The sequence below is a fragment of the Streptomyces speibonae genome (assembly GCF_984686075.1).
The window spans coordinates 116,068-140,239 of sequence record NZ_OZ480260.1 but is presented as its reverse complement, the minus strand read 5'-3'; the positions used below and the strand labels follow the sequence as shown (position 1 = coordinate 140,239).

The following is a 24,172-nucleotide window of genomic DNA, read 5'->3' as shown; positions in this document are numbered from 1 at the left end:
CGGGAGCGACCGCCCGGCGGCCGGAACGCCGGGCGGTCGGGAATGCCGCTCTCACTCGGTCAGCGCGATGTACTTCTCCTCGAGGAACTCCAGGATCCCCTCGGAGCTGCCCTCGCGGCCGATGCCGCTCTGCTTGACACCTCCGAACGGCGCGGCCGGGTCGCTCACCACGCCCCGGTTGACGGCGACCATACCGGCCTCGAGCCGCCGGGCGACCGTCATGGCGGCCCGCTCCTCGCCGAAGACGTACGCCATCAGGCCGTAGATCGTGTCGTTGGCCATGCGTACGGCGTCGTCGATGTCGTCATAGCGGACCACCGCCGTGACCGGCCCGAAGATCTCGGTGACGTTGATCTGTGACCCGTGCTCGACATCGGTGAGGAGGGTCGCGTCGTAGAAGGCGCCCGTGGCGGAGGGCTTTCCGCCGCGTACGAGGGTGGCGCCGCCCGCGACCGCGTCGTCGACGAGGACGGCGACCTTGTCGCGCTCGGCGACCGAGACCAGGGCGCCGAGCTGGTTGGACCGGTCCAGACCCGGACCGACCGGCATCTCGGCCAGGGCCGCGTCCATCCGCGCGACGAACTCGTCGTGGAGCGAGCCGTGGACGTAGAACCGGTTGGCGGCCGTACAGGCCGAGCCGCCGTTGCGCATCTTCGCCTGCAGGGCCCCGGCGACCGTGAGGTCGAGGTCCGCGCCGGGCAGGACGATGACCGGGGCGTTGCCGCCGAGCTCCATCGACGTGCTGACGACGGAGTCGGCGCAGGCGTGCAGCAGGGTCCGGCCCACTTCCGTCGACCCGGTGAACGAGACCTTCCGCACCTCTTCACGGTCGATCATCTGCTTCACCAGCGGCCCCGTCGGCATCGGGGTGACCAGGTTGACCACCCCGCGCGGGACCCCCGCGCGGCGCAGCACCTCGACGACGTACGCCGCCGTCAGGGGTGTTTCGCGGGCGGGTTTGAGGATCGTCGTGCAGCCGGCGGCCAGGGCCGGACCGAGCTTGCGCGTCGCCATCGCGGCGGGGAAGTTCCACGGGGTGATCAGCAGCGAGACCCCGACCGGCTGCCGGTCGACGACGATCCGCTTGTCGCCGGACGGCGAGCGCCGGTAGTCGCCCGGGACGCGTACCGCCTCCTCCGCGAACCACCGGAAGAACTCGGTGGCGTAGCGCGCCTCGCCGACGGCGTCGGCCCAGGCCTTGCCGTTCTCCCGCACGATCAGGGTCGCGAGGTGCTCCTCCTCCGCGGTGAGCAGCTCGTATGCCGTGCGGAGGATCTCACCGCGCTCCCGCGGTGCGGTCGCCGCCCAGTCGTCCAGCGCGGCGGCCGCCGCGTCGACGGCGTCGTGGCAGTCCCGCTCGGTCGCGACGGCGAACGCGGCGATCGGGGAGAGGTCGGAGGGGTCGACGACGTCGAACCGTTCGCCGCCGGAGCCGGCCCGCCAGGTACCGTCGATGAACAGGTCGGGATGCACCTCCGGGGTGAGACCGGGTGGAGAGGGGCTGGGCACGGTCATGCGACGGTCTCCTTCTTCAGGGTTCCGGCCAGGGCGCGTTCGAGGAGATCGAGCAGCAGCTCGTGGGTCGGCTCGACCGGAGCGATCGCCAGCAGCCGCTGCGACTTCTGGGCGAGCCGGGCGATCTGCGGCAGCTGGTCGCGCGCGATGCCGATCTCGGCGAGTGAACCGGGCACCCCGATGGCGTGGTTGATCTCGACGATCCGGTGGATGGTCCGCTCGGCGGACGCCTCCTGGGCCGTCAGCCCTTCCAGCGCGGTGCCGAGGCGGGCGATCCGGCCGGCGATGTCCGGCTCGGTCCGCATCACGTCCAGGGCGTAGGGGAGGAGCAGCCCGGTGCCGAGGCCGTGCGGGGTGCCGGTCATGGCCCCGATCGGGTACTGCAGGGCATGGCACAGGTGGGTGCCGGTCGAGCCGAAGGCGATGCCGGCGAGGAGCGCGCCGCGGGCGACCTGTTCGCGCGCCCGACGGTCCGAGGGCGCGTGCACCGCGGACGGCAGCCACGGCCCCAGGTGCGCCGCGGCCTCCAGGGCCACCGGTCCCGCCAGGGCGTTGCGGCCGGTGAACACCGGTGCCGTGGACGTCCAGTCGAGGTCGAGGGAGCGGGCGGTGAACGACTCCACCGCGTGCACCAGGGCGTCGATACCCGAGTACGCCGTCACGGTGGCGGGCGCCCCGAGGGTGAACTCGGGGTCGACGACGGCCGCGGCCGGCACCAGGAACGGGCTGGAGACGCCCACCTTGAGTTCGCGTTCCGGGTCGGACACGACGGCGACGGGCGTCACCTCCGATCCGGTGCCCGCCGTGGTCGGGACCGCCACGATCGGCAGGACGGGACCGGGGACGATGTTCTCCCCGTAGTAGCGGCTCAACGGGCCGCCGTGGGTGGCGAGAAGCGCCACCAGCTTGGCGGCGTCCAGGGCACTGCCGCCGCCGATCGCGAGGACGACGTCCGCGCCGTACGTACGGGCGAGCCCGGCCGCGCCGTCGAGCGTGGCGACCGGGAGCTCGGGGGTGATGTCGGAGTACACCCGCACGTCGAGGCCCGCGCGCTCCAGCCCGGTGACGACCTCGGCCAGGTGCGGCGACCCCTGGAGGAAGGGGTCGACGACGGCGAGCACCCGTCGGCCGTGGACGGCGACGACCTCGGGCAGCTGGGCACGGGTGCCGTAACCGAAGTGCACGCGTGCGGGGAGGCGGAGAGTTCCGGTTGGTTCAGGCATGGACCCGCCCTCCTTCTGCGCCGCCTGCACCGGATGCCGCGGCGGCCGAACCGTCGGCCGCCGCTGCCACCGCCGACCGGGCGGCGCCGCTGAGCAGGCCTGCGTCGTTGCTCATCAAGGTGAAGTCGAAGCCGGCGGCGACGGCCGAACGGACGGCCTCCGCGCTCGCGCCGCCGGCGTTGCCGACCGGTCTTCCGGCCGCTTTGGCCTCGCGTACGACCCGGCCGACCAGCTCGGCGAGGGCCGGGTCGTCCTCGGCCAGCTGCTCGCCGACCGACAGGTCGGCGGTGCCGACGAGGAGGGCGTCGACGCCCTCGACGGCCGCGACGGCACCGGAGTTCGCCACGCCGGCCGCGCTCTCGATCTGGGCGATGACCACGACCTCGTCCTGGCCGAAGCGGAGATACTCCTCGCGGGGGAGCGCTCCCCAGAGCCCCGCGCGGGAGGTCGCCCCCACGCCCCGGCTCCCGAGCGGGGAGAAGCGGGCCGCGGCGACCGCCGTGCGGGCCTCCGCCACGGTGTCGACGTGGGGCACCATGACGCCCTCCGCGCCCGCGTCGAGCACCCGGGCGATCAGCCCCGGGTCGAGGCCCGGCACCCGCACGATGGGGGAGACGCCCGTGTGCAACCCCGTCCCGATGAGCCGGAACACCGACTCCAGGTCGAGGGGGGAGTGCTCCAGGTCGATCACGACGAAGTCGAAGCCGGCGTGGGCGAGGATCTCCACGACCTCCGTCGCGGGCAGCTTGACCCACGTCCCGAGCGCCGGTGTGCGGCGTTCGGCGAGGGCCGCGCGGAACAGGCTCCTTCGCTGCTGGGATGCGCTCATTGCATCGGATAGTCGTCGGCGTTGAGCACCCAGCCCGAGGCGGAGAAGTCCTCACGGGGTGGCGAGAAGATGTCGATGAGCTGCTGGTGGGAACCTACCCCCTGGGTGGTGTGGACGGTCGGCGGCGGGATCACGCAGATCGACGGGTTGCCGACCTCATGGCTCTCGTCGGCCCGCCACTGGGTCGAGTCCGGTCCCCACGGGTAGCGGATGTGATGGACGAACCGGCCCTTGACCGCCAGTGAGATCTGCTCGAAGTCGTCGTGGTGGTGCGGCGACAGCTTCCGCACGTTGCGTGGCTGCGGTTCCTCGGCGAGGAAGTTGACCATCATGTTCGTGGTACGGAAGATCCGGCCGAACCGGCCCTCGGCGATCGGCGTCTCGGCCAGCCGGTAGACGCGCAGTGCGAACCCGCCGACCGGGTCGGGCCAGGGGGAGAGGGGAGTGACCCGGGGATCGGGCTCGGTGTAGGCCTCGGCGTTCACCGCCTGTCCGGCGAGGTCCTCGGCCCGGTGGGAGAACAGCCGGATGAGCGCGCCGTCGCCCTCGACCCGGATCTCGCTGTCGCCGGGGGGCACCACCACGAAGGCCTCCTCGTCGACCGTCGCGGACGTCCCCCCGCCGGTCACGGTGACCGGGGCGCTGTCGGAGTACATCAGTACGGCGTACTCGTCGGGCTGACCGGACCGGGTGAAGACGTCGCCGGCCCGGGCGTCCGTCCAGGCGATGACGAGGTTCGCCGCCCGGGCGACCCAGGTCCGGCTGCCGTTCGGACCGGTCTCGACGGGCGGGTGGGACCGGAACTCGACCCGCTGCGCGGGCCGGATCGGCGTGTTCGGTTCCACCGTTCTGGCCGGGGTGGCCGTGGACAGCTGGGACCGGATGTCGTCGGCGGCGTACGTACTCATATGTGGGTGCTCCTTTCGGTGGAGGCTCCGTGGCCGCGGAGCGCGAGCAGGGCGCGCGCCTCGGCCGGGGTGGCCACCTGTTTGCCGAGGTCCTCGATCACGGCGCGGATCTTCTCGACCTGCTGGGCGTTGCTCTTGGCGAGCCGGCCCTTGCCGATCCACAGGCTGTCCTCGAGACCGACCCGGACATGACCGCCCAGCCAGGCGCTGTGGGTGGCGAACTGGATCTGTTCCCGTCCGGCGGCGAACGCGGAGAACGAGTAGTCGTCGCCGAACAGCCGGTCGGCCACCCGCACCATGTGCTCGAGGTTGTCGTGGTCGGCGCCGATCCCGCCGAGGATGCCGAACACTCCCTGGATCAGCAGGGGCGGCCTGGCCAGCCCCTTGTCGACGAAGTGGGCGAGCGAGTAGAGGTGCCCGATGTCGTAGCACTCGTACTCGAAGCGGGTGCCGAGTTCGCCGAGGGTGCGCAGCGTCTCCTCGATCTTGTCGAAGGTGTTCACGAACGGCAGGCTGTAGGTGTTCAGGACGTAGGGCTTCTCCCAGTCGTGCCGCCACTGCGTGACCCGGTCGGCGATCCCGGAGTAGACGAAGTTCATCGAGCCCATGTTCATCGAGGCGAGCTCGGGCCGGACCCGGCGGGCGCCGGCCAGGCGCTGCTCCATCGTCATCGCCGACGAGCCGCCGGTGGTGATGTTGATGACCGCGTCGGTCCGGTCGGTGATGCGCCCGACGATCTCCTCGAAGATCTCGGGCTCGTACGCCGGGCGGCCGTCGGGGTGGCGTGCGTGCAGGTGCACGATGGCCGAGCCGGCCTCGACCGCACCGATCGCGCTGTCCGCCACCTCCTTCGCGGACAGCGGGAGATGGGGGCTCTGCGAGGGCACGTTCACGGAGCCGGTGACCGCCGTCGTGATGATGACCTTCTCGGCGGCCTTCATCAGGGGGTCTCTTCCAGGCCCAGCAGGAAGGCGGTGTTGCGGCAGATCATCTGCCGCACGTCTGCCGCGGAGACACCGTGGTCGAGCAGCTGCTGGACGATGTACAGATAGGCGTCCACGGGCAGCGGGTTGCCCTTCTGGCCGAGGTCGGAGTTGATGACCGTGTGCTCGGGGCCGACCTTCTCGATCCAGTTGACGAGCTGCTGGATCTTGAAGTCGGGGGCCGGGACGTCCGGGTGGTACATCGAGAGCTCGTGCTCCACGTAGGCGCCGTACCCCACCATCTCCTCGATGTCGGCGTCCGAGGCGTTGACGATGAAGTCGGGGTGGTGCAGCAGGATCCGGCGCACCCCGCTGTCGCGGGCGGTCCTGAAGAAGGCCTTCATCGACGTGGCGTCCAGATGTCCGCCGGTGAGCATGATGCCGGCCTCCGCGACCAGCTGGGTGACGAGGCGGGTCTGCTGCGACACCTCACCGGAGTCGTCGAAGACCGAGACCTCCTCCTCGTAGAGGTTGCCCGCCGCGGAGGGGAATCCGTCGTCGTGGCTGTGGGCGTCGATGTGCTGGGCCGCGGAGACCGTCGGCCCCCACACGCAGCGGCCGCCCATGTTGATGGCGACGGCCACCGCGGAAGGGTTGATCCCTCCGACCTCGGAGTTGAGCGCCACCCCGCCGTACATCGGCGTGGGCGCTTCGGCCAGCTGGTTCCGCATCGCCAGCAGGTCCATCACCGTGTTGTGGTGATGGGACTTGCACAGGATCGCCCGGGCGTTGATGCGCGCCGCGTCGTGGGACGCCTCCACGTGGTCGAAGCGGCGCGGGAAGGGGCTCGGGCCGGAGTGACAGTGCAGGTCCACCACCCCGTCCAGGACCTTGAGCAGTGCGGGAGTCGGCTCCACCGTGACGGTCATTCCCTCTCCTTTGTTCAGCATGCGTAATCGATGTTCAGATTACGCACGCGCTGATCCGGGTGTCAACGACATGACTTCGCTGCAAGAGAGGGTCATCAGATCGTTTGCAACCAAGGTCTGTTCACATTGCGAGTGGTGTGCTTGCATTGCGAACGCGTAGTGGGCCGGGGGGCGCCGAGCGCGGCCCCCATGACCGGAAAGGACAAGGTGAGCATCGAGGTGCGTCAGTCAAAAGAGGCGCCGACCGGTGAGACGGAGCGAGGCGGGATCCAGTCGATCGACCGCGCGGCGAACGTGCTCGCGCTGCTCGACCAGGACACCCGCAGCCTCACTCCGACGCTGGTGGCCGAACGGCTCGGGCTCAACCGGACCACGGCGCACCGCTACCTGCAGTCGCTCCAGAGCGCCGGCTTCCTCAGCGCGAGCTACGGTCCGGGACCGCTGCTCGACCAGCTGTCGTCGCTGGTGTCGGAGCGCCAGCAGATTCTGACCCTCGCGCCCACGGTCCTGCGTGAGCTCTCCGACGACACCGACCTGACGACGGTGCTCAGCTTCCTCGGACGCACCGGGGCGGTGGTGACGCTGGTCGAGGAGGCACACCGCGGCACGATCATCCTCACCGTGCGGGTGGGCACCGTGCTCGAGGCGAAGGCGGCCCAGACCCGGGTGCTGCTCGCGTTCGCGACCGACCCGACGGCCGTGACCCGCGCGCACGCCGGACTCAGTCCGGCCGAGGCGGCCAAGGAGCGCGAGGCGCTGACGGCGGTACGCCGGCACCGCATCGCCTGGGCCGACCTCCACCACGACGGGCTGGCCTCCGTGGCGGTGCCGGTGTTCGTGGGCAACAACGCGTCCGCCGCGATGGCACTGATAGGGACGAGCACCATGCTCCAGCCTCTGGAGCGGTCCGCGCCGCGCGTGCAGCAACTCGAAGAAGCAGCGCAGACGCTCGGAGCCATGGTTTCGGGCTAGGAACAGGAGACGACCAGCCGATGACTGCGTGGATAAAACGACAACGCCTGAGCCCGCTCTGGCTCCTGCTGCTGCCGGCCCTCGGCCTGCTCACGGCCATCCTGCTGATTCCTCTGGCGCAGAGCTTCGTCCGTAGTATCGGCGAATCCGCCTGGACCTCTCAGCACTACGAGAACCTGTTCACCGACGGTGTCACCCTGACCGTGCTCTGGCGTACGGCATGGATCTCCGCGGTGGTGACGGTGGTGACGCTGGCCTGCGGCTACCCCTATGCCTACCTGATGACCCGCGTCGGCCCCCGGATGCGCGGGCTGTTGCTGGTCCTGGTGCTGATCCCGTTCTGGACCTCCGTGATGGCCCGCAACTTCGCGTGGATTCTCATCCTTCAGCGCGACGGGCCGGTGGACGACTTCTTCGGCGTCGTCTTCTACGGAACGGCCACCGGCGTCACCATCGCGATGAGCCAGGTCCTGCTGCCGTTCATGGTGCTGCCCCTCTACAGCGCCCTGAGCGGGATCGACCGGCGGCTGCTGCTGGCCGCCCGCGGACTCGGCTCGCACCCGGTCAAGGCGTTCTGGAAGGTGTACTGGCCGCTGTCACGCGGCGGCGTGGTGGCCGGCGTGATCCTGGTGTTCACCCTGGCCCTCGGCTTCTACGTCACCCCGGCGCTGCTCGGCTCGCCCCAGCAGTCGCTGGTCGCCCAGCTGCTCGCGCAGCGCACGACCCAGCTCCTCGACTTCGCCGGTGCCGGTGCGCTGGGGATGATCGTCCTCGTGGTCACCCTCGTGCTCGTGGCCTGGGCCAACCGGGTCGGGGGCAAGGTCTCGTCCCTCGGCATCGTCCCGACCACCTCCGCCAAGGAGGAGGAATGACACTGCATCCCACCCAGTCCTCTCCGGTCGGCGAAAGGCCGGTGACCGCTCCGCCGTCGAAGTCCCCGCCGGTGACACGGCGCATCCGCAGGCGTACCCGGGGGGTCGACCCGATCCCCTGGTGGCTCAAGCTCTTCGTCGCCCTCGTCGCGGTGTACCTGATCCTGCCGACGGTGTTCGTCATCCCGATGAGCTTCGGCTCGACCCGTTCGTTCGCGTTCCCGCCGAAGAACCTCACCTTCGATCTCTACCGCAACTTCTTCTCCGACGAGCGCTGGCTGACCTCCCTGCAGAACTCCGTGGTGGTCGGACTGCTGGCCGCTCTCATCGCGACCGTCGTCGGCACCGCCGCGGCCGTGGGCCTGCACCATCTCAGGGGCAAGCCGGCGCAGATCATCCGGGCGTTGCTCATGGTCCCCCTGGTGGCACCCGCCATCGTCATCGCGGTCGCGGTCTACATCTCGTTCCTCAAGTGGCACCTCGTCGGAACCCTGCAGGGCTATGTGCTCGCCCACGCCGCCATCGCCGTCCCCTTCGTCCTGGTGGCGGTGACCAGTGCCCTCAGCAACTTCGACTCCAACCTCCTGCGCGCCTCCGCCTCGCTGGGGGCCTCTCCGTCCAGGACGTTCCGGCGGGTCACGATGCCACTGATCGGCAAAGGCATCCTCAGCGGCGCCGTCTTCGCCTTCGTGACGTCCTTCGACGAGGTCGTCATCGCCCTGTTCCTGCGTGATCCGACATTCCAGACCATGCCGGTGCAGATGTACAACAGCGTCACCTATGAGATCGACCCCACCATGGCCGCGGCATCCAGCCTCGTGGTGGTCGTGGTGACCGTCGTCTGCCTCGGCCTGCAGCTGCTGGGCAGCCGAACCAAGAAGCGATAGGAGGTCACATGCCCACCACCCACGCCACCACGCCGGCCGCCAAGGCAGCCGCCGGCGCGGTCAGTACCCGGTCGGGAACCCAGATCCGGCTCACCGACGTCAGCAAGGACTTCGGACTCCCCGAGCCCGCGGTCGACAACATCTCGCTGACGATCGAGCCGGGCGAGTTCATGACACTGCTGGGGCCCAGCGGCTCCGGCAAGACGACCACGCTCAACCTCATCGCGGGGTTCGAGACCCTCACCACGGGGTCGATCCTGTTCAACGGCGGCGACGTGAGCTCACTGCCGCCCCACAAGCGCAATCTGGGCATGCTGTTCCAGAACTACGCGCTCTTCCCCCACCTGACCGTGGCGCAGAACGTCGCCTACCCCCTGCGCGAACGCAAGCTGCCCAAGGCGGAGATCGCCAAGAAGGTCGGCCAGGTGCTCGAACTGGTGCAGCTCACCGGGCGCGACAGCCACTACCCCTCCCAGCTCTCCGGCGGACAGCAGCAGCGTGTGGCGCTCGCCCGCGCGATCGTCTTCGACCCCAACGCGCTGCTCCTCGACGAACCGCTCGGCGCGCTGGACCGCAACCTGCGCGGCACCCTGCAGCAGGAGATCCAGCGCATCCACCGTGAACTCGGGTCGACGTTCGTGTTCGTCACGCACGACCAGGAGGAGGCGATGCACCTCTCCGATCGGATCGCCCTGTTCAACAAGGGGCGGCTCGAACAGGTGGGAACCCCCGAGGCGCTCTACGCGGCACCCGAGACGCTGTTCACCGCCCGGTTCCTGGGCGACTCCAACGTCTTCGACATCGCGGACTCCGGCGGCGCCACGTCGGGGAGCGCGGTGGCCTGGGAGGACCGCACCCTGGCGGTCGAGGCCGGCACGGTCTCGCCGCGGGTCGCCGCCGGGGCGTCGGCCGCGCTCGTGGTGCGCCCGGAGGACGTGCGGATCGCCACCACGCCGGACGCGGTGCCGGCCGGCGCCAACCATGTCTCAGCGACCGTGCGCCAGCTCGACTACCTGGGTTCCTACCGCACCGCCGTACTGGCCCTGGGAGGCGGCGGGACGGTGGGGCGCGCCCGCCTCGCGCCCCAGGAGGACGACCTGCGGGTGGGTCAGGCGGTGACGGCCTGGTGGCATGTCGGCCGGCAGCGCGTCGTGGCCGTCTGACGGCCCCCGTACGTTCACGATCCGAACCGGCCGTGCGCATGACGCAAAAAAAGGCCTTTCAACCTCTTGTCGCAACCGCTGTCACAGCCCTAATGTCCACAAGCCAGAATACGCATTCTGAGCCGTGCGAGCCGCAAACAGAAGGAAGTGCCCCCGATGGCAACCAAGAGAACGCTCGGGATTATCAGCACAATCGTCTCCGCCTCATTGCTGGCCGCCTGTGGCGGCGGATCCGGGGGCTCCGACAACACCAAGGCCGACGGACAGCTCACCTTCGTCGCATACGGCGGTGACGGCCAGAAGACGATGGAAGAGGTATGGCAGAAGCCTTACATGGAGAAGAACTCCGACATCAGCTTCGTCAACACCTCGCCGACCGACGTCGCACAGGTCAAGGCGCAGGTCGAAGCCGGCCAGGTGAAGTGGGACATCATCGCCACCGCGCCGGCCGCCGCCGAGCAGAACTGCGGGACGCTGTTCGAGCCGCTCGAGATCACCGGCGTCGACCCCGAGGACGTCGTCGACCAGGCGATCGGCAAGTGCTACACCGGCAACTTCATCAACGCCACGCCGATGGCGTACCGCACCGAGGCCTTCCCCGACCCCGACAAGGCGCCCAAGACCATCGAGGACTTCTTCGACCTGGAGAAGTTCCCCGGCAACCGCGGGATGATCACCAACCTGCAGAACGGCATCCTCGAATACCCCCTGCTGGCCGACGGGGTGGCACCCGACGACCTCTACCCGCTCGACATGGACCGGACGCTGGAAAAGCTCGAGACCATTCGCGACGTGACCACCTTCGCGCCCAACGTCGGCGCCCTCCAGCAGGCGGTCGGGTCCGGCCAGGTCGACATCTTCACGCTGTCCGACTCCCGCATCAAACCGCTCCTGGAGGACGGTGTCGACATCACCGTGGTCTGGGACGTGACGGTCACCTCCATCAACGGATTCGCCGTGCCGAAGGGTTCACCGGAAAAGAAGAACGCCGAGGAATTCATGGCATGGGTACTCGGCCCGGAGGCGTCGGCCAACATTTCCGAAGCGCACGGCACCGCGCCGATCAGTAAGGTCGCAAAGCCGAACCTTTCCGAAGAGGCGAAGAAGGTAGAGGTCTACGGCCCCGTGAACACCGGCGAGACAGTCCTGCAGAACATTGACTGGTACGCCAAGAATTTCAATGAGGTGACCACGGAACTCCAGAACTGGCTGGCCGGATGACATTCCTCGTCGCGCAGCAGGCGCCCGGTCCCAGTGTTCTCCATGCGAACTACAATCCCTACATGGTGAACAATGATCAGGAGAGGGCGTCTGCCTCGGACATCCGTTCCGTCGCCCGCGTGGGTCAGATCTGTGCGCTCTTCGGGCCGCGGGTGGTCGAGCTCACCGCGGCCGAGGTCGCGGAGCGCACCGGTCTGAACCGGACCACGGCCTATCGCTACTGCGCCTCGATGGTAGCGGCCGGCATCCTCCAGCCGGGGAGCCGCCGGGGAACCTTCGCTCTCGGTGCGCTGATGCTCGAACTGGGGCTCGGCGCACTGGGCCGGGAACGCGTCCTCGAGGTCGCCCGGCCGTACCTGCGCGAGCTGAGCACCGCGGTCGGCATGACCGCAGTGCTCAGCATCCCGGGCACGCACGGCCCGGTCGTCGCCCTGGTCGCGGAGGAGACCGACCGGCAGGTCCTGGTGACCGTGCGGGTCGGTACCACGCTCGACGCGAGTGCGGCCCAGAGCAGGGTGTTCCTGGCCTTCGGCGACGACCCGTCCCTGCGGGTGCTGACCGAGGGCCTGTCACCCGCGGACCGGGCCCGCCTCGACGCCGATGTGGCCAAGGTGCGCCGCCACGGCTACAGCGTCGTACGGCCGAAGAACCTGCCGTTCGTCGCGGCGGCGCCGGTCTTCGACGAGACCCGGCTGCGGGCCACGGTGGCGTTCCTCGGAGTGGGCGACGCCGACCTGGCTCCCGCGATCGAGGAGCTGCGCAGGACGGCCGGCGAGATCGGCGGGGCGCTCGGAGCACAGGCGGAGGCCGGCCCATGAACAAGCCGACGTACGACGAACTCGCCGGCGCCCGGCCGCCGTACTCGGCCTGGGAGGTCTTCGGACCGGACGACGAACTGGGCACCGTCAACTGGCTGACCCCCGACCGCGTCGCCGCGGCGGCCCGGCTGGTCCGCACCGGGGAGAGGTTCAGCCTCGACCACCCCGTGAACGCCTTCGAGCCGTACCCCACCGGCACGCGGCCCGCCACCCGGCACCACGTGTTCGCCAACAACGAGTTCCACCGCGACGACTGGCTGGACTCCTTCTATCTGCAGTCCACCTCGCAGATCGACGCGCTGCGCCACATCGGGCACCCGCAGCACGGCTTCTACAACGGACTGCCGGCGCAGGAGAACACCGGGGACAGCGCCCGGCTGGGCATCCACCGCTGGGCACAGGCCGGTATCGCGGGCCGGGGCGTGCTGCTGGACGTGCCGCGCTACTTCGCCGCCGAGGGCCTGGAGTACGACGTCGAGTCGACCGTGCTGATCGACGCCGGCACCCTCGACGCCATCGCGGCGTACCAGGGCGTCGAGTGGCGCGGCGGCGACCTGTTGCTGCTGCGCACCGGCTGGGCGGAGAACTACGTCGCGAAGTCGGCCGAGGAACGCGTCGAGTTCAACGCCCGCAACAGGTCCCCCGGTCTGGCCCAGCGCGAAGCGACGCTGCGCTGGCTGTGGGACCACGAGATCGCGCTCGTCGCGAGCGACACCCCCGCGGTCGAGGCGGACCCGGTCGTCGAGTCCGACTTCCGGGTGCCCGGAGAGCGTCCGCCGGAGCGCGGCGTGGACCACAGCGGGATGCTGCACCGGCCGCTCATCGCCCTGCTGGGCATGGCGATGGGGGAGTTGTGGAAGCTCGACGAGCTCGCCGAGTACTGCTCCCGCGAGCGGCGCTACGAGTTCTTCCTGACCTGCAAGCCGCTCAACATCATCGGCGGGGTCGGGTCCCCGCCCAACGCACTGGCGATCGCCTGAATCACCCGTCGAACGCAGTCGAGAGAGAGATATGAACGAGCACGAGAACGACATCGTCATCGTCACCGGCGCGAGCACCGGGATAGGCGCCGCGACCGCCCGGCTGCTGGGCTCCTCCGGAGCGCGGGTGGTGGTGAACTACAACCGTTCGAAGGACCACGCCGAGGACGTGGTCAGGGAGGTCAGGGAGGCCGGCGGCGACGCCATCGCCGTCCAGGCCGACATGGGCTCGGAGGCCGACATCCTCCGGCTCTTCGAGACCACCGACGAGGCATTCGGTCCGGTCACCGGCCTGGTCAACAACGCGGGCGTGAACGGGCCGCAGCACCGCGCCGCCCACGAGTACGAGTGGCAGGAGACGATGGACCTGCTGGCGGTCAACACGGTGGGTGTGCTGATCGCCTGCCGGGAGGCCATCAAGCGGATGTCGACCAAGCGCGGCGGCAAGGGCGGCACCATCGTCAACGTCTCCTCCATCGGCGCCCTGACCGGCTCGCCCGGCCGGTTCATCCACTACGCCGGCTCGAAGGCCGCCGTCGACACCATGACCAAGGGACTCGCCGTCGAGGTCGCCCGCGACGGCATCCGGATCAACTCGGTCCGGCCCGGGATGGTCGACACCCCCATCCACGCCAAGACCGGCCAGGCCGACCGGGTCGCGAAGTTCGCCGCCCAGAACCCCCTGGGCCGCGCCGGTCTCCCGGAGGAAGTCGCCGAAGCCATCGTGTGGCTGCTCTCCGAGAAGTCCTCGCTCGTGACCGGCGCGGCACTGGACGTCATGGGCGCGCAACGCTGACGGCCCGGCCCGTCAGTCCTGGCGCCAGACCACTCCGCGCCGCTCGTACTCCATCACGGCCTCGACCCTGGCCGCGACGGCGGATCCGCACTCCCTGGTGACCATCCACAGGGCCAGGTCCAGGCCACTGGTGACGCCGCCGGCCGTGACCAGGTCTCTGTCGTCGACCACCCGCGCGGCCACCACGTCACCGCCCTCCTGCTCCAGGACGTCCTTGGTGAGGTGGTGGGTCGTGCAGGGCCGTCCCTTGACCAGACCGGCCGCCGACAGCGCCAGCACGCCCGTGCAGACACCGGCCAGCACCACACCCGACCGGCGTGCACGCCGAAGACCCCGCAGCACCGACGGGTCCTCACGTAAACGGTGTATGCCGGGCCCGTCCGGATTTCCCCAGCCGCCGCCCGGAACAACGAGGATGTCGGCTTCCGTGGGCTCCCACCCCTGGTCCACGAGGATCCTCGTGCCGAAGGCGCCGGTCACCTCACCCGGCCCTCCGGGGCGCACCAAGGAGGTCTCCAGGGCACCCCCGGCGTGCGCGGCATGCCCGAACACGTCCCGTGGGCCGATGAAGTCCTGTTCCTCGGCACCGTCGTACACGAGAATGTGGACGCGCGTCGGTCGGTTCTTCGTCGAAGCGCCGTGCGCGGCGGCCGGGGAGGCCGCCGCCCCCACCGCCGTGGCCGCCACGCCGGCAGCCGATGCCTGCAGCAGATTCCTTCTCCGCACTGGTCCATCTCCCGGGTCAGTCGGTGATCTCTTCACGACACGGTTCTGTCCGTTCCCCTACGTTGTCGTGCGGAGCCGCGGAAAAGTTCCTCAACTACACGTGAGGGCAAGGCCGTTCGGACAGCCGGATGCAAGAGGTGAGGGCCCGGGTGCTTGCGGCTGGGATCCCGGGCCCTCGCACGCGATGACGCCCTCCGAGGGGGTACGGAGGAGGTATTGCGTGCTGCCCGGCCCAACGAGACGGCACCAGCCAGGTCACGCGCAGTCGGCATATGTTTCCGTCATGATCCGCTCACGCGGTCAGGCTGCCCCCTCGCCGCACGCCCGGACCTGACGTGGTGCACCAGGACACTGAGGGAGGCAGCCAGGAAGACGACTTGCAGGATGCTTCCGGGCAGAAGCTGGTCGTCCCATGCCGTCAGCACCCCCCCGCACGGGCGGCGTGGACGTTGGCCGGGAACATCGCAACCAGCATGAGACTCAGGCAGCCGGCGGCCCACGGCGCCGTGCGCTTCCACAGCAGTCCCGCCGCGCCGGCCAGTTCCAGCACTCCGGTGACGGTGACCCGCAGTCCGGGCGCGGGTATGTCGGGCGGGACCATCTCGATGATCACGTCGCGCATGCCGAAGCACAACCCGGACGACCGGGCCCTCACGGCCGCGCGTGACCGTGCCGGGGACCTGCTCACCCGTGCCGTCGTCGCTGCCGCCCACCCCGCTCCGGGCCCCCGGACGGAAGTGGCCTCCGTCGCAGCGTGGTCACCGGTGCACGGTTTCGCCACCCTGGGGCTCGCCGGGGCCCTGCCCGAGGAGCTCAGCGAGGACCTGTAGGGATCCGCCCGCTCCGTGGCGCGGCTCCTCTTCCGCCCCACGTCCGCCTCGCCGGGCGACGAGTGACGGACGGCGACGCACCACCACACCCGGTCCGCCTGAAGAAACCCTCAGGATTGGGTCGACGGGTTGCGCAGCGCCGCCGGTGTGACGACGCGCAGGAAGGGGATGAGTGACACCAGCGTCGCCACGGCCAGGACACCGAATGCCGTGCGCGACCCCGCGACCTGTGCGAGCAGCCCCACCAGTGCCGCACCGAGCGGCATCGCACCCCAGCTCAGCAGCCGGCCGGCCGCGTTGTAGCGGCCCTGCAGGCGGTCGGGGACCAGCCGCTGGGCGAGCGTGCGGGCGTTGACGGTCCACAGGGTGCCGCCCATGCCGCCGAGGAACGCCCCGGCGGCGACGGCCCACACGTTCACGGTGAGCGCGGGCGCTCCGGCCATCGCGGCCGTGCCGACGAGGTCGAGCAGCAGCGCCCAGCGGACACCGATCAGCCGGTTGATCCAGGTCACGGTGAGCGCGCCGACGAGGCCGCCGACGCCCAGTGCGCTCAGCAGGATGCCGTAGCCCCGTGCGTCCAGGCCCATGTCCTGCTGCGCGTGGAGCGGGATCAGGGCCAGCCAGCCGCCCCATACGGTGCACAGCACCGTGAGGATCAGAGCCATCGTGCGCAGCAGGGTCTGCTGCCAGAGGTGCCGCAGACCTTCGGCGATCTGTGCGTGGACCGAGGCGGCCCCGGCCGCCGCAGGTTCAGGGTGTGCGGCTTTGAAGCGGCCGGCGAGCAGGAGCAGGCACAGGGCACTCAGGGCATAGGTGACCCAGGTGGCCCCCAGGGCGAAGCCGGTACCGGCGGCGAGCAGCAGGCCGCCGAGGAACGGCCCGGTGAACTCCTGGCACACCGTTTCCGCTCCCGCCATCCAGGTGTTGGCCTGCTCCCGGCCGGCCGGCGGGACGGCGGCCACGACGAGAGCGGACCCGGCGGTGCCGGCGAGCACATCGGCCACGCCGAGGACCACTCCGGCGGCGATCAGACCGGTGAGGCTCAGCCGTCCGCCGGAGGTCAGCCAGGCCACCGCCGCCAGACGCAGGGCACTCGCGGCCCACAGCAGTCGGCGCCGGTCCAGGCGGTCGACCAGCACTCCGATGTGCAGGGCCGTGAGCAGCCAGGGCAGCATCAGCGCCAGCGAGACCGCGGTGACCTGGGCGGGGGAGCGGGTCAGCTGCGTGGCCAGCAGCGGCAGCGTCATCTTGATGACGCCGTCGGCGAGGTTGGAGGCGGCGGTGAAGACCACCAGCACGGCGGTGTTCCTGCCGCCCGGCGAGGTCCGGTGGCCCGTTGCGCCGCCGGTGTCGTCCCGTACTGGAGTCGCAGTCATCCGCCCCACGCATCTCTAACCGGCTAAGCCGTTTACTGGTTAGAGGGATGATGGCACGGAGTCGCGTGCCGCGGCAACCGGTAAAATGGATAGACGGTGAGACTAGCCGGGACCGACCGGTACCGCTGGAGGCAGTGCGCATGCTGGAACCACCCCCCTCGGCCCGCCTGGTGGAGGCGTTCGCCAACACGGTGGACGTCGAGGAACAGTCCGATGAGATCGCCACCCCGCAGGGCCTGGCCCGCTGGCTGGCCGACCAGGGGATGCCTGGCAGCGACTGCCCCATCACCCCGGCGGTGCACGCCATGTACCTGGCTCTTCGGTCCGGCATCCGTGAGCAGCTCGGCACGCACGTGGGGGACGCACCGCAGCCGGAGCTGACGGCAGCCGCCGGCGACGTGCTGAGCTCGCACGCGGTCCACGTCACCATCGGCGGCACCCTGACCGCGGCGCCGGACGTCCCCGCCACGCGCCGACCGCTGGTGGCCCTGGCCATCGCCTGGAACGAACTGGTCATGAGCGGCAGCGCGGACCGTCTCAAACGATGCGCCGAGCACACCTGCGGCTGGGTCTTCTGGGACGTCTCCAAGAACCGCAGCCGCCGCTGGTGCTCCATGCGCGTGTGCGGCAACCGGAACAAGTCGCGCGCATACGCCGCCCGGCAGCGCCGCCGGCGCCCCGCGGACCAGTGACCGTCCGGCCCCGCGGGTACACCGGCATGACGCAACGGCCGTAAGGACCGTCTGCCGCGAGGGCGGGCGTCACGCGGGGCGGGCGAGCGGTGGGTGCTCGAGCACGCGGGGCTTGTACTCGACCAGCTGAGTGCGTCCGTCGAAGGTGCGGCTTTCGATCATCTCGAGGGCAACGTCCGGATAGCCGTCGTAGATGCGCTCCGCACCCGTGGCCCCGGTGATCACCGGGAACATCACGACCCGGAAGCGGTCGACGAGCCCGGCTCGCAGCAGGGACCGGCACAGGCTGAGGCTGCCGATCGTACTGAGCAGCTGTGAGCCGTTCGCCTTCATGGCGCGGACGGTCTCGACGGCGTCGTCACGGACGAGCGTGGAGTTGGCCCACGTCAGTGGCTCCTCGAGCGAGGAGGAGAACACCACCTTGGACGCTCGCGTGAGCCCGTCGACGGACTCCTCCTCCTCGGGCCTGAACTCGTCCTGCCCCGCCGGGACCTCGCCCGCGGCGAAGCCCGACATCAGGCGGTAGGTCTTCGCCCCCATCAGGTAGGTGACCTCGGGCTGCTCTCCCAGCCATGCGAGGTACTCCGGCCCCTCCAGCCCCCAGAACCCGGGCCATCCCTCTCCCGACGCGTAGCCGTCGAGCGAGGTGATGAAGTCGACGAGAAGCTCCGACATGGCGCTGTCCTTTCCTTGGGTGTCACAAGCTTGGACAGCCCGGGAGCCGCAGACTCATCGGCCGCGCCGCGAACGGCCATGATGGTCGGCATCGGCAGCGAAGCCTTGCTCCTGGCCTTCGACGACGACGGCAACGTGGGACCTGGCCGCGGCCGCCTGGGTACTGTGACGTCGCATGACGGACACCGGCATCGAGATCACCGCGGACCTGGTGCGCGACCTGCTGCAGGAGCAGCACCCCGACCTCGCGGGGCTGGCCATTCGTGAGGTGGAGGGCGGCTGGGGCAATCAAATGTGGCGGCTCGGAGACGAGTTGGCCGTACGGATGCAGCGCATGGACCCCACACCGGGACTCCAGCTCAAGGAACGGCGGTGGCTGCCCGTGCTGGCGCCGCGCCTGCCGCTTCCCGTGCCGACTCCGGTGCGGTTCGGCGCCCCCTCCGAGCGCTTCCCCAAGCACTGGACCGTGATGACGTGGGTGCCCGGCGAACCGCTGGACCACGGCTCGATCAGCCGGGGCTGCCACGCGGCCGACGCGTTGGCGGGTTTCCTCCGGGCGCTCCACGAGGAGGCTCCCGCCGAGGCGCCGACCGCTTCGGACCGCGGAACTCATCCCAGGAACTGCACGGACGGCTTCGCCGACCTCTTCCGAGCCGTGGCCCCCAGCGACATCGCCGACGAGGTCCGGGCCGTCTGGGAGGACGCGGTGGCAGCACCTGAGTGGGACGGCCCGCCGGTGTGGGTGCACGGCGACCTCCATCCCGCCAACGTCGTCGTCTCGCACGGAACCCTCTCGGGCATCGTCGATTTCGGCGACATGTGTGCCGGGGACCCGGCGTGGGACCTCGCCGCCGCATGGGTCCTGCTGCCCGAGGGCACGGCCCCACGGTTCTTCGACACCTACGCCCGCGCGGACGACGCGGCGATCCGGCGCGCCCGTGGGCTGGCGGCCTTGAAGAGCCTCTTCCTGATGCTCATGGGGCAGAACGGAGACCGCGGCCTCCCCGGCGGCAAGCCGCACTGGGGGCCGGCGGGGCGGGCGGCACTCGCCCGGGTCCTGAAGGGCGTCTGACACGAACCCGGCGGAGCGCCGAGGACGGTCACGGCAGGAGCGTCCGTGTCTCGGTCCAGGTGACCAGCCGCTCACGGACGGGGCCGGGAGCCAGGTGGCGGACCAGGCTCACCAGATGGGCTGTCAGGTTCTTGTGGCGCCGCAGCTCGCGGATCCGCTCGAGAGGGAGACCGCGCCAATGCGCGGCGAGACCGGCGGCCTGCGTGGGCGTGAGGCTCAGCGCGGCGAGGGTGTCGGACGCCAACGCTTCCGGACTCCAGTCGGGGTCCGTTCCGCCGGGGCCAAGACGGTCGATCACCCAGGTGCGCAGCATGAAGTCCTGAGAGGCCACGCGCGCAGCGGACGACGGCGTGTCGTCGAGCATACGGCGGTTCGCCAGCAGCGACAGTTTCGCCCACTGACGACGGAGTTCCGGCGCATGGCAGTCATGGAGTGCCCGCTGCTGTGCGACGAGACGTGCGGCCTCGAGGTCCTGGCCGCGGGCGCCGTCGACGAACGTCTGCAACTCGCCGAACGTCCACGTGCTCGGATCACGCGCCGGTACCTTCGCCTGTGCCTCGTCGCTCAAGGGTCCCCACTTCCGTTCGAAGGCTGCCTCAACGATGGTGAGCCCAACCGGCCGCGGAACACCAGGATCCGGGCGTCCGCGGCTACTGATGACCGCTCGTCATCCTTTCGCGGTACGTCACAGGTTGACTCCGGCTCAACCACCGGTTTGACGACCTCAGGGGCATGCTCACGCCAGCATTGCGGCTGACATCAGCGCCCTCCCATGGGGGGCCATGAGAGGACGGGGGAGTCCTGTGCGGATCGCACGTGTGTCCACGTTGTGCGGGGTTTTCGCGGCGACGGCGGCCATGGTGGTGGGAGTGACCCCCCAGGCCTCGGCCGCGGGTCACTGGGAGAGCCCGTGGAAGGCCTATGCGAGCTACCGGTACACCTCTTCCGACTGGAAGGGAGCACGGAGCTACTTGGAGGTCTCCTGGAACTCCAGCGGCAAGGCGTCGGTGTACGGCTATGCGCGGGACACCAAGGGCGACGGATACGGCGCCCTGGCGCAGGTGATGTACGACTACTGGAACGGGTCGCGATGGGTGCACACGACGAGGACCCTGGCGAAGACCAGCGGCGGCAAGGGCACCGAGAGCTGGAACTACGGCAAGCACGCCACGGTCAAGGTTCGCAACGTCTGGCTGCGCACCTGCATGTGGAACTCCGCGGAGACGATCTGCGAGGGGAGCGCCCACTGAGAGGCTCACCCATGCCCGTAGCGGACGACTGTGAAGGGAAAACCGAGGTGACGGACAAGCCGACAGAACGCACGTCCAGAGCGGGTCTCCGCAAGAAGGCCGCTGTGCTCGTCATGACGGCGGGACTCTTCAGCGGACTCGTGCTCTCCGGCACGCCCGCCTCCGCGAGCCCGAGCCAGGGGGTCATTTCGGGCGTCGACATTCCGTGGGACGACTGGGGCGACGAAGGCCCGATCTCCTCCACGTCCTACGCCACCAGCAACGTGACCGCGATGTGGCAGCAGATCCTGTGGGCCGACGGCCTGTTGTCCTGGTCCGACATCGACTGCGAGTTCGGGCCCATCACCACGGCCGCCACCAAGGCCTGGCAGACCAAGTACGACGTCCCGGGCGGCGCGGACGGAATCGTGGGCCCGAACACCCTGAACCGCGCCGCACTGCACCTGAGCGGGACGGCAGGCACCGGCAACCGCATCTACTACAACGGCCGTTACGACGACTGCTACATCACCATGACCCGCCAGGACGACGGACGCTGGGGCATGTGGATCGGCAGCGACGGCCGGGCCCTGTACTACAACCGCGCCACCTTCAACGTATGTCCCTGATCCACGCACGCGCCACGGGCCCCGGACCGACCCGGTCCGGGGCCCGCTCGCGCGCGGCCTGCCAGTGAGCGGAGCCGACGTCGGCGGTGTCAGCGGGCGTCGGTGGGCGGGTCCTCGCCGTCCACCGGCCCGGTCCGGTCGGCGCCCTTCGACAAGGACCACGCGATCGCGAAGCCGAGGGCCGCCACGAGAGCATAGGAGAGGGACGCGCCCCGGGCGCTCACCATGCTGTCCGAGCCCTTGGCGGGGAACCAGAACTCGGCCGTCGGGCCGTCGGCGACGAACGCCACGAGCGCCGCGACGGCGAGCCCCGAGAACCGAGCGCGGGAACGCTGCAGACCAGCATCCTTTTCCATCGTCGCTTCACGACACCTCCCTGTAGGTAGGGCCGTATGGTACGGCCGGGGACGGGCCGGCCGCGGAGTCAGAGGGCGAGGAGGCCGGCCGTGGTCGGCGTGAATCCGCAGGCGTGTGACCGCCGCCGTCCCACGTGACGTTGACGTCCCGCGGGGGCCCACCGCCCGACTGCAACGTCACAACGGCGGACGCCGTCTGTCAGAAGAGAAAGGGACGACACACGGTTCACAGCCGAGGAGAACGCATGGCCGACTCATCAGCATCCGACCGGACGAACGGGCACAGGGCCCCGGAAGAGCCCGGGCTGCGCTACCGGGTCGAGTGGGAGGGCGCGCAGGAAGGGATCCGGTGGGCGGACGTCGTCCACGCGGCGTCCGTGGACGAAGCCCTGGAGAAGTCCCGGGGAAGGGACACATGGCCGAGCAACGGACCGAACACCGACTTCAGCACGTTCCGTGTGGTGGAGGTCTCCGAGGTGAGTCCCGCGGCCGAAGCCCTGCACCAGAAGAACGCGCGCCGTCGCCACCTCAACACCATCATCGAGACGGGCCTGTCAGCCCTCGGGAAGCCCGCTCCGGACCGCGCGGACCGCTCGGACGACGAGACCTTCGAGATTCTGTGCGACTTCTTCACCCGAGCCGTCGTCGCCCCCGGACGTCACCCGTTCCCGTTCTCCTCGGAGGACCCGGAGGCCGGACGTCTGCTGCGTCCGGATGACCAGGCCGCCGTCCTGGCTCAACTTCTCACGGCTCAGCTCGCCCATCACCAGTTGCGCATCACGCGCGACCCCTCGGAGCAGACCGCCTGATCTCCAAGCACCGCGAGAAGACCCCGCTACCAGCACAAGCCGCCGGCTGTCCATGGGGCGCTTCCCTCGTCCGTGCTCGGGCAGGCCCCACCCGCGAAGCACCTGCCTGCCGGAGCGACCACGCAGTCGCCCGCGCCTACGGTGGCGTGGCATGCCCACCTTCTTATCGGCCTCACGGACCGGCAGGCGTCCCGGCACCCGTACCGCCACCGCACTCGCCTCCTGCCTCGCCGGCCTCCTCACCACCATCGCCTCACCCGCACCGCCCGCCGCGGCGGCCGGGCCCGCACCCAAGACCCCCCATCCCCTCGCCCGCTACCACCACCAGCCCCTCCACTGGACCAGCTGCCTGCGCTCACCCGACGACGAAACGGGCAGAGAACTCCAGCAGGCCGGAGCCCGCTGTGCCGACGTCACCGTTCCCCTGAACTACGACGAACCGGACGGGCGCACCCTCACCGTCGCCATCTCACGCATCAAGGCATCCGACCCCGCCCACCGCACCGGAACACTGGTGCTCAACGGCGGCGGCCCCGGCGGACAGACCATCGGCGACCCGCCCTGGATACGCACGGCGATGCAACACACCGGCCGGCGCTACGACATCGTCGGCGTCGACCCCCGCTTCGTCGGCCGCAGCGCCCCTCTGGACTGCCGCTGGCCCACCGGCTCCTTCCTACGCGGCGCGGGCAACGACCGCGCGGGCTTCGATCACTCCACGACCCTGGCCCGCGCTCTCGCCGACCGCTGCAGGACCTCCGCCGGCGACGTCCTGCCGTATGTCACCACCCGGAACACCGCCCGCGACCTGGACATCGTCCGAGCCGCACTCGGCGAGCGGAAGATCTCCTACCTCGGATACTCCTACGGCACCTACCTCGGCCAGGTGTACGCCACTCTGTTCCCCCACCGCACCGACCGGGTCGTCCTCGACGGCGTCATCGCCCCCGACCGCTACGGCCCCCGTCTGCTGCGCGGCACGGAGGCGGCCAACCGGCACGCCCTCACCGGCTGGGCCACCTGGGCGGCCGCCCGCCACACCACCTACGGCCTGGGCCGCGACCCCGGCCGGATCCTCGCCACCGTGCACCGCATCCAGACCGCCGCCGGACGCACACCCCTGCCGCTGGGCAGCCACCGGGTGGACGACCGGATGGTGCCCGTCATCATCCTCACCGGCCTCTCGCAGGACAACGACGCCGCCTACGCCGACCTCGCCCACGCCGTACGGGACATGCACCGCGCCGCCCGGGGCCGGCCGGTCACCCCCTCACCGTGGCTGGCCGGCACGCTCGGTTTCCTGCTGAGCGGGGCCGAATCCGCGTACGGCAGCGTCCAGACGGCGATTCTGTGCGGCGACGTACCCGCGCCCCGTACTCCCGAGACCTATTGGCGCGACATCCAGCGCTCCCGCGGCCCGTACCCCCTGTTCGGCCCCGTGACCAACAACATCAGCCCCTGCGCCTTCTGGGACCCGCCGCGGGAGCACCCGACCACCATCCGCGACGACCTCCCGGCCCTCCTGGTCAACGCGACGGGCGACCCGCGGACGACCTACCACAGCGCACGGACACTGCGACGCATGTGGCCCTCCTCCCGCCTGCTCACCCTCCGCGGCGCCGACCAGCACGCCGTGTACGGAGTCTTCGGCAGCCCCTGCGTCGACGGGGCGGTCAACACCTACCTGGCCACCGGCCGTCTGCCCGCCCGGGACATCACCTGCGGCCGGCCGGCCGGCTGAG

Annotated in this window: 27 protein-coding genes; 15 read left to right on the top strand and 12 right to left on the bottom strand. The window is 70.2% G+C overall.

Translation table 11 applies throughout. From position 1 onward, the window contains the following. Positions 1–51: 51 nt before the first annotated feature. The 6 genes from AC5L3C_RS00505 to AC5L3C_RS00480 are packed head-to-tail and all read right to left on the bottom strand — an operon-like array spanning position 52 to position 6,327. On the bottom strand, positions 52–1,515 hold the full coding sequence (locus AC5L3C_RS00505) for an NAD-dependent succinate-semialdehyde dehydrogenase (RefSeq protein WP_125501368.1): 1,464 nt from the start codon (positions 1,513–1,515) through the stop codon (positions 52–54). Beyond that, entirely contained in the window at positions 1,512–2,738 is a 1,227-nt protein-coding gene (locus tag AC5L3C_RS00500) for an iron-containing alcohol dehydrogenase (protein WP_493646257.1), read from the bottom strand. The genes AC5L3C_RS00505 and AC5L3C_RS00500 overlap by 4 nt, the downstream gene beginning before the upstream one ends. Further along, the gene (locus AC5L3C_RS00495) at positions 2,731–3,567 is read right to left on the bottom strand and encodes an HpcH/HpaI aldolase family protein (RefSeq protein ID WP_493646256.1); all 837 of its coding nucleotides are present in this window, start codon (positions 3,565–3,567) and stop codon (positions 2,731–2,733) included. Before AC5L3C_RS00495 ends, AC5L3C_RS00500 begins: the two co-directional genes overlap by 8 nt. Further along, entirely contained in the window at positions 3,564–4,475 is a 912-nt protein-coding gene (locus AC5L3C_RS00490; protein ID WP_493646255.1) for a cupin domain-containing protein, read from the bottom strand. The genes AC5L3C_RS00495 and AC5L3C_RS00490 overlap by 4 nt, the downstream gene beginning before the upstream one ends. Then, a complete protein-coding gene (kce, locus tag AC5L3C_RS00485) occupies positions 4,472–5,416 on the bottom strand; it encodes a 3,5-dioxohexanoate:acetyl-CoA acetone transferase (protein ID WP_493646254.1) in 945 nt (314 codons plus the stop codon). The genes AC5L3C_RS00490 and kce overlap by 4 nt, the downstream gene beginning before the upstream one ends. Then, a complete protein-coding gene (locus AC5L3C_RS00480) occupies positions 5,416–6,327 on the bottom strand; it encodes a DUF6282 family protein (RefSeq protein WP_493646253.1) in 912 nt (303 codons plus the stop codon). Before AC5L3C_RS00480 ends, kce begins: the two co-directional genes overlap by 1 nt. A gap of 189 nt (positions 6,328–6,516) precedes the next feature. Here AC5L3C_RS00480 and AC5L3C_RS00475 point away from each other — a divergent pair, with 189 nt between their 5' ends. From AC5L3C_RS00475 to AC5L3C_RS00440, 8 genes are all read left to right on the top strand, one after another. After that, complete coding sequence (locus tag AC5L3C_RS00475) at positions 6,517–7,299, top strand: IclR family transcriptional regulator (RefSeq protein ID WP_493646252.1); 783 nt, start codon at positions 6,517–6,519, stop codon at positions 7,297–7,299. Between the two features lie 20 nt (positions 7,300–7,319). Continuing rightward, positions 7,320–8,171 carry an ABC transporter permease gene (locus tag AC5L3C_RS00470; RefSeq protein ID WP_493646251.1) on the top strand — a complete coding sequence of 284 codons (852 nt, stop codon included), beginning with the start codon at positions 7,320–7,322 and terminating at the stop codon, positions 8,169–8,171. Beyond that, positions 8,168–9,058, top strand: coding sequence for an ABC transporter permease (locus AC5L3C_RS00465; protein WP_493646250.1), 891 nt, complete (start codon positions 8,168–8,170; stop codon positions 9,056–9,058). The genes AC5L3C_RS00470 and AC5L3C_RS00465 overlap by 4 nt, the downstream gene beginning before the upstream one ends. A gap of 8 nt (positions 9,059–9,066) precedes the next feature. Then, positions 9,067–10,221, top strand: a complete 1,155-nt coding sequence (locus AC5L3C_RS00460; protein ID WP_493646249.1) for an ABC transporter ATP-binding protein — start codon at positions 9,067–9,069, stop codon at positions 10,219–10,221. 156 nt (positions 10,222–10,377) lie between these two features. Beyond that, positions 10,378–11,442 carry an extracellular solute-binding protein gene (locus AC5L3C_RS00455; RefSeq protein ID WP_125501349.1) on the top strand — a complete coding sequence of 355 codons (1,065 nt, stop codon included), beginning with the start codon at positions 10,378–10,380 and terminating at the stop codon, positions 11,440–11,442. 62 nt (positions 11,443–11,504) lie between these two features. Next, positions 11,505–12,260 carry an IclR family transcriptional regulator gene (locus tag AC5L3C_RS00450; protein ID WP_164555530.1) on the top strand — a complete coding sequence of 252 codons (756 nt, stop codon included), beginning with the start codon at positions 11,505–11,507 and terminating at the stop codon, positions 12,258–12,260. After that, entirely contained in the window at positions 12,257–13,240 is a 984-nt protein-coding gene (locus AC5L3C_RS00445) for a cyclase family protein (protein WP_125501344.1), read from the top strand. Before AC5L3C_RS00450 ends, AC5L3C_RS00445 begins: the two co-directional genes overlap by 4 nt. A gap of 31 nt (positions 13,241–13,271) precedes the next feature. Beyond that, positions 13,272–14,036, top strand: coding sequence for an SDR family oxidoreductase (locus AC5L3C_RS00440; protein ID WP_125501342.1), 765 nt, complete (start codon positions 13,272–13,274; stop codon positions 14,034–14,036). Between the two features lie 12 nt (positions 14,037–14,048). Here AC5L3C_RS00440 and AC5L3C_RS00435 read toward each other — a convergent pair whose 3' ends face one another. Continuing rightward, positions 14,049–14,723, bottom strand: a complete 675-nt coding sequence (locus AC5L3C_RS00435) for a DJ-1/PfpI family protein (protein WP_493646248.1) — start codon at positions 14,721–14,723, stop codon at positions 14,049–14,051. 457 nt (positions 14,724–15,180) lie between these two features. Then, the gene (locus AC5L3C_RS00430; protein ID WP_493646247.1) at positions 15,181–15,384 is read right to left on the bottom strand and encodes a DoxX family protein; all 204 of its coding nucleotides are present in this window, start codon (positions 15,382–15,384) and stop codon (positions 15,181–15,183) included. Here AC5L3C_RS00430 and AC5L3C_RS00425 point away from each other — a divergent pair. After that, positions 15,383–15,592 (top strand): WHG domain-containing protein, encoded by a 210-nt coding sequence (locus AC5L3C_RS00425; protein WP_493646246.1) that lies wholly within the window; start codon positions 15,383–15,385, stop codon positions 15,590–15,592. The two genes, AC5L3C_RS00430 and AC5L3C_RS00425, sit on opposite strands and share 2 nt — an antisense overlap. 110 nt (positions 15,593–15,702) lie before the next feature. On the opposite strand, the gene AC5L3C_RS00420 is transcribed toward AC5L3C_RS00425, so the two are convergent. Then, positions 15,703–16,968 carry an MFS transporter gene (locus AC5L3C_RS00420; protein ID WP_493646245.1) on the bottom strand — a complete coding sequence of 422 codons (1,266 nt, stop codon included), beginning with the start codon at positions 16,966–16,968 and terminating at the stop codon, positions 15,703–15,705. Between the two features lie 140 nt (positions 16,969–17,108). On the opposite strand from AC5L3C_RS00420, the gene AC5L3C_RS00415 reads away from it, so the two are divergent. Beyond that, positions 17,109–17,660 carry a CGNR zinc finger domain-containing protein gene (locus tag AC5L3C_RS00415; protein ID WP_493646244.1) on the top strand — a complete coding sequence of 184 codons (552 nt, stop codon included), beginning with the start codon at positions 17,109–17,111 and terminating at the stop codon, positions 17,658–17,660. 69 nt (positions 17,661–17,729) lie between these two features. Here the strand turns inward: AC5L3C_RS00415 and AC5L3C_RS00410 are convergent, their stop codons facing one another. Further along, entirely contained in the window at positions 17,730–18,335 is a 606-nt protein-coding gene (locus tag AC5L3C_RS00410; protein WP_493646243.1) for a dihydrofolate reductase family protein, read from the bottom strand. A gap of 175 nt (positions 18,336–18,510) precedes the next feature. Here AC5L3C_RS00410 and AC5L3C_RS00405 point away from each other — a divergent pair, with 175 nt between their 5' ends. After that, positions 18,511–19,407: an aminoglycoside phosphotransferase family protein gene (locus AC5L3C_RS00405; protein ID WP_493646242.1), complete on the top strand. Its 897-nt coding sequence runs from the start codon at positions 18,511–18,513 to the stop codon at positions 19,405–19,407. 28 nt (positions 19,408–19,435) lie between these two features. Here AC5L3C_RS00405 and AC5L3C_RS00400 read toward each other — a convergent pair whose 3' ends face one another. Further along, positions 19,436–19,975: a hypothetical protein gene (locus AC5L3C_RS00400; protein WP_493646241.1), complete on the bottom strand. Its 540-nt coding sequence runs from the start codon at positions 19,973–19,975 to the stop codon at positions 19,436–19,438. 235 nt (positions 19,976–20,210) lie between these two features. Here AC5L3C_RS00400 and AC5L3C_RS00395 point away from each other — a divergent pair, with 235 nt between their 5' ends. Together AC5L3C_RS00395 and AC5L3C_RS00390 are read left to right on the top strand one after the other, a co-directional pair. After that, positions 20,211–20,657 carry a hypothetical protein gene (locus tag AC5L3C_RS00395; RefSeq protein ID WP_493646240.1) on the top strand — a complete coding sequence of 149 codons (447 nt, stop codon included), beginning with the start codon at positions 20,211–20,213 and terminating at the stop codon, positions 20,655–20,657. 47 nt (positions 20,658–20,704) lie between these two features. Next, a complete protein-coding gene (locus AC5L3C_RS00390) occupies positions 20,705–21,265 on the top strand; it encodes a peptidoglycan-binding domain-containing protein (RefSeq protein ID WP_493646239.1) in 561 nt (186 codons plus the stop codon). Positions 21,266–21,354: 89 nt separating this feature from the next. Here the strand turns inward: AC5L3C_RS00390 and AC5L3C_RS00385 are convergent, their stop codons facing one another. Then, positions 21,355–21,621: a hypothetical protein gene (locus tag AC5L3C_RS00385; protein ID WP_493646238.1), complete on the bottom strand. Its 267-nt coding sequence runs from the start codon at positions 21,619–21,621 to the stop codon at positions 21,355–21,357. 245 nt (positions 21,622–21,866) lie between these two features. Here AC5L3C_RS00385 and AC5L3C_RS00380 point away from each other — a divergent pair, with 245 nt between their 5' ends. Together AC5L3C_RS00380 and AC5L3C_RS00375 are read left to right on the top strand one after the other, a co-directional pair. Beyond that, positions 21,867–22,430: a hypothetical protein gene (locus tag AC5L3C_RS00380; protein WP_493646237.1), complete on the top strand. Its 564-nt coding sequence runs from the start codon at positions 21,867–21,869 to the stop codon at positions 22,428–22,430. A 151-nt stretch (positions 22,431–22,581) separates the two neighbouring features. Continuing rightward, positions 22,582–24,171, top strand: a complete 1,590-nt coding sequence (locus tag AC5L3C_RS00375) for an alpha/beta hydrolase (RefSeq protein WP_493646236.1) — start codon at positions 22,582–22,584, stop codon at positions 24,169–24,171. Position 24,172 lies beyond the last annotated feature (1 nt).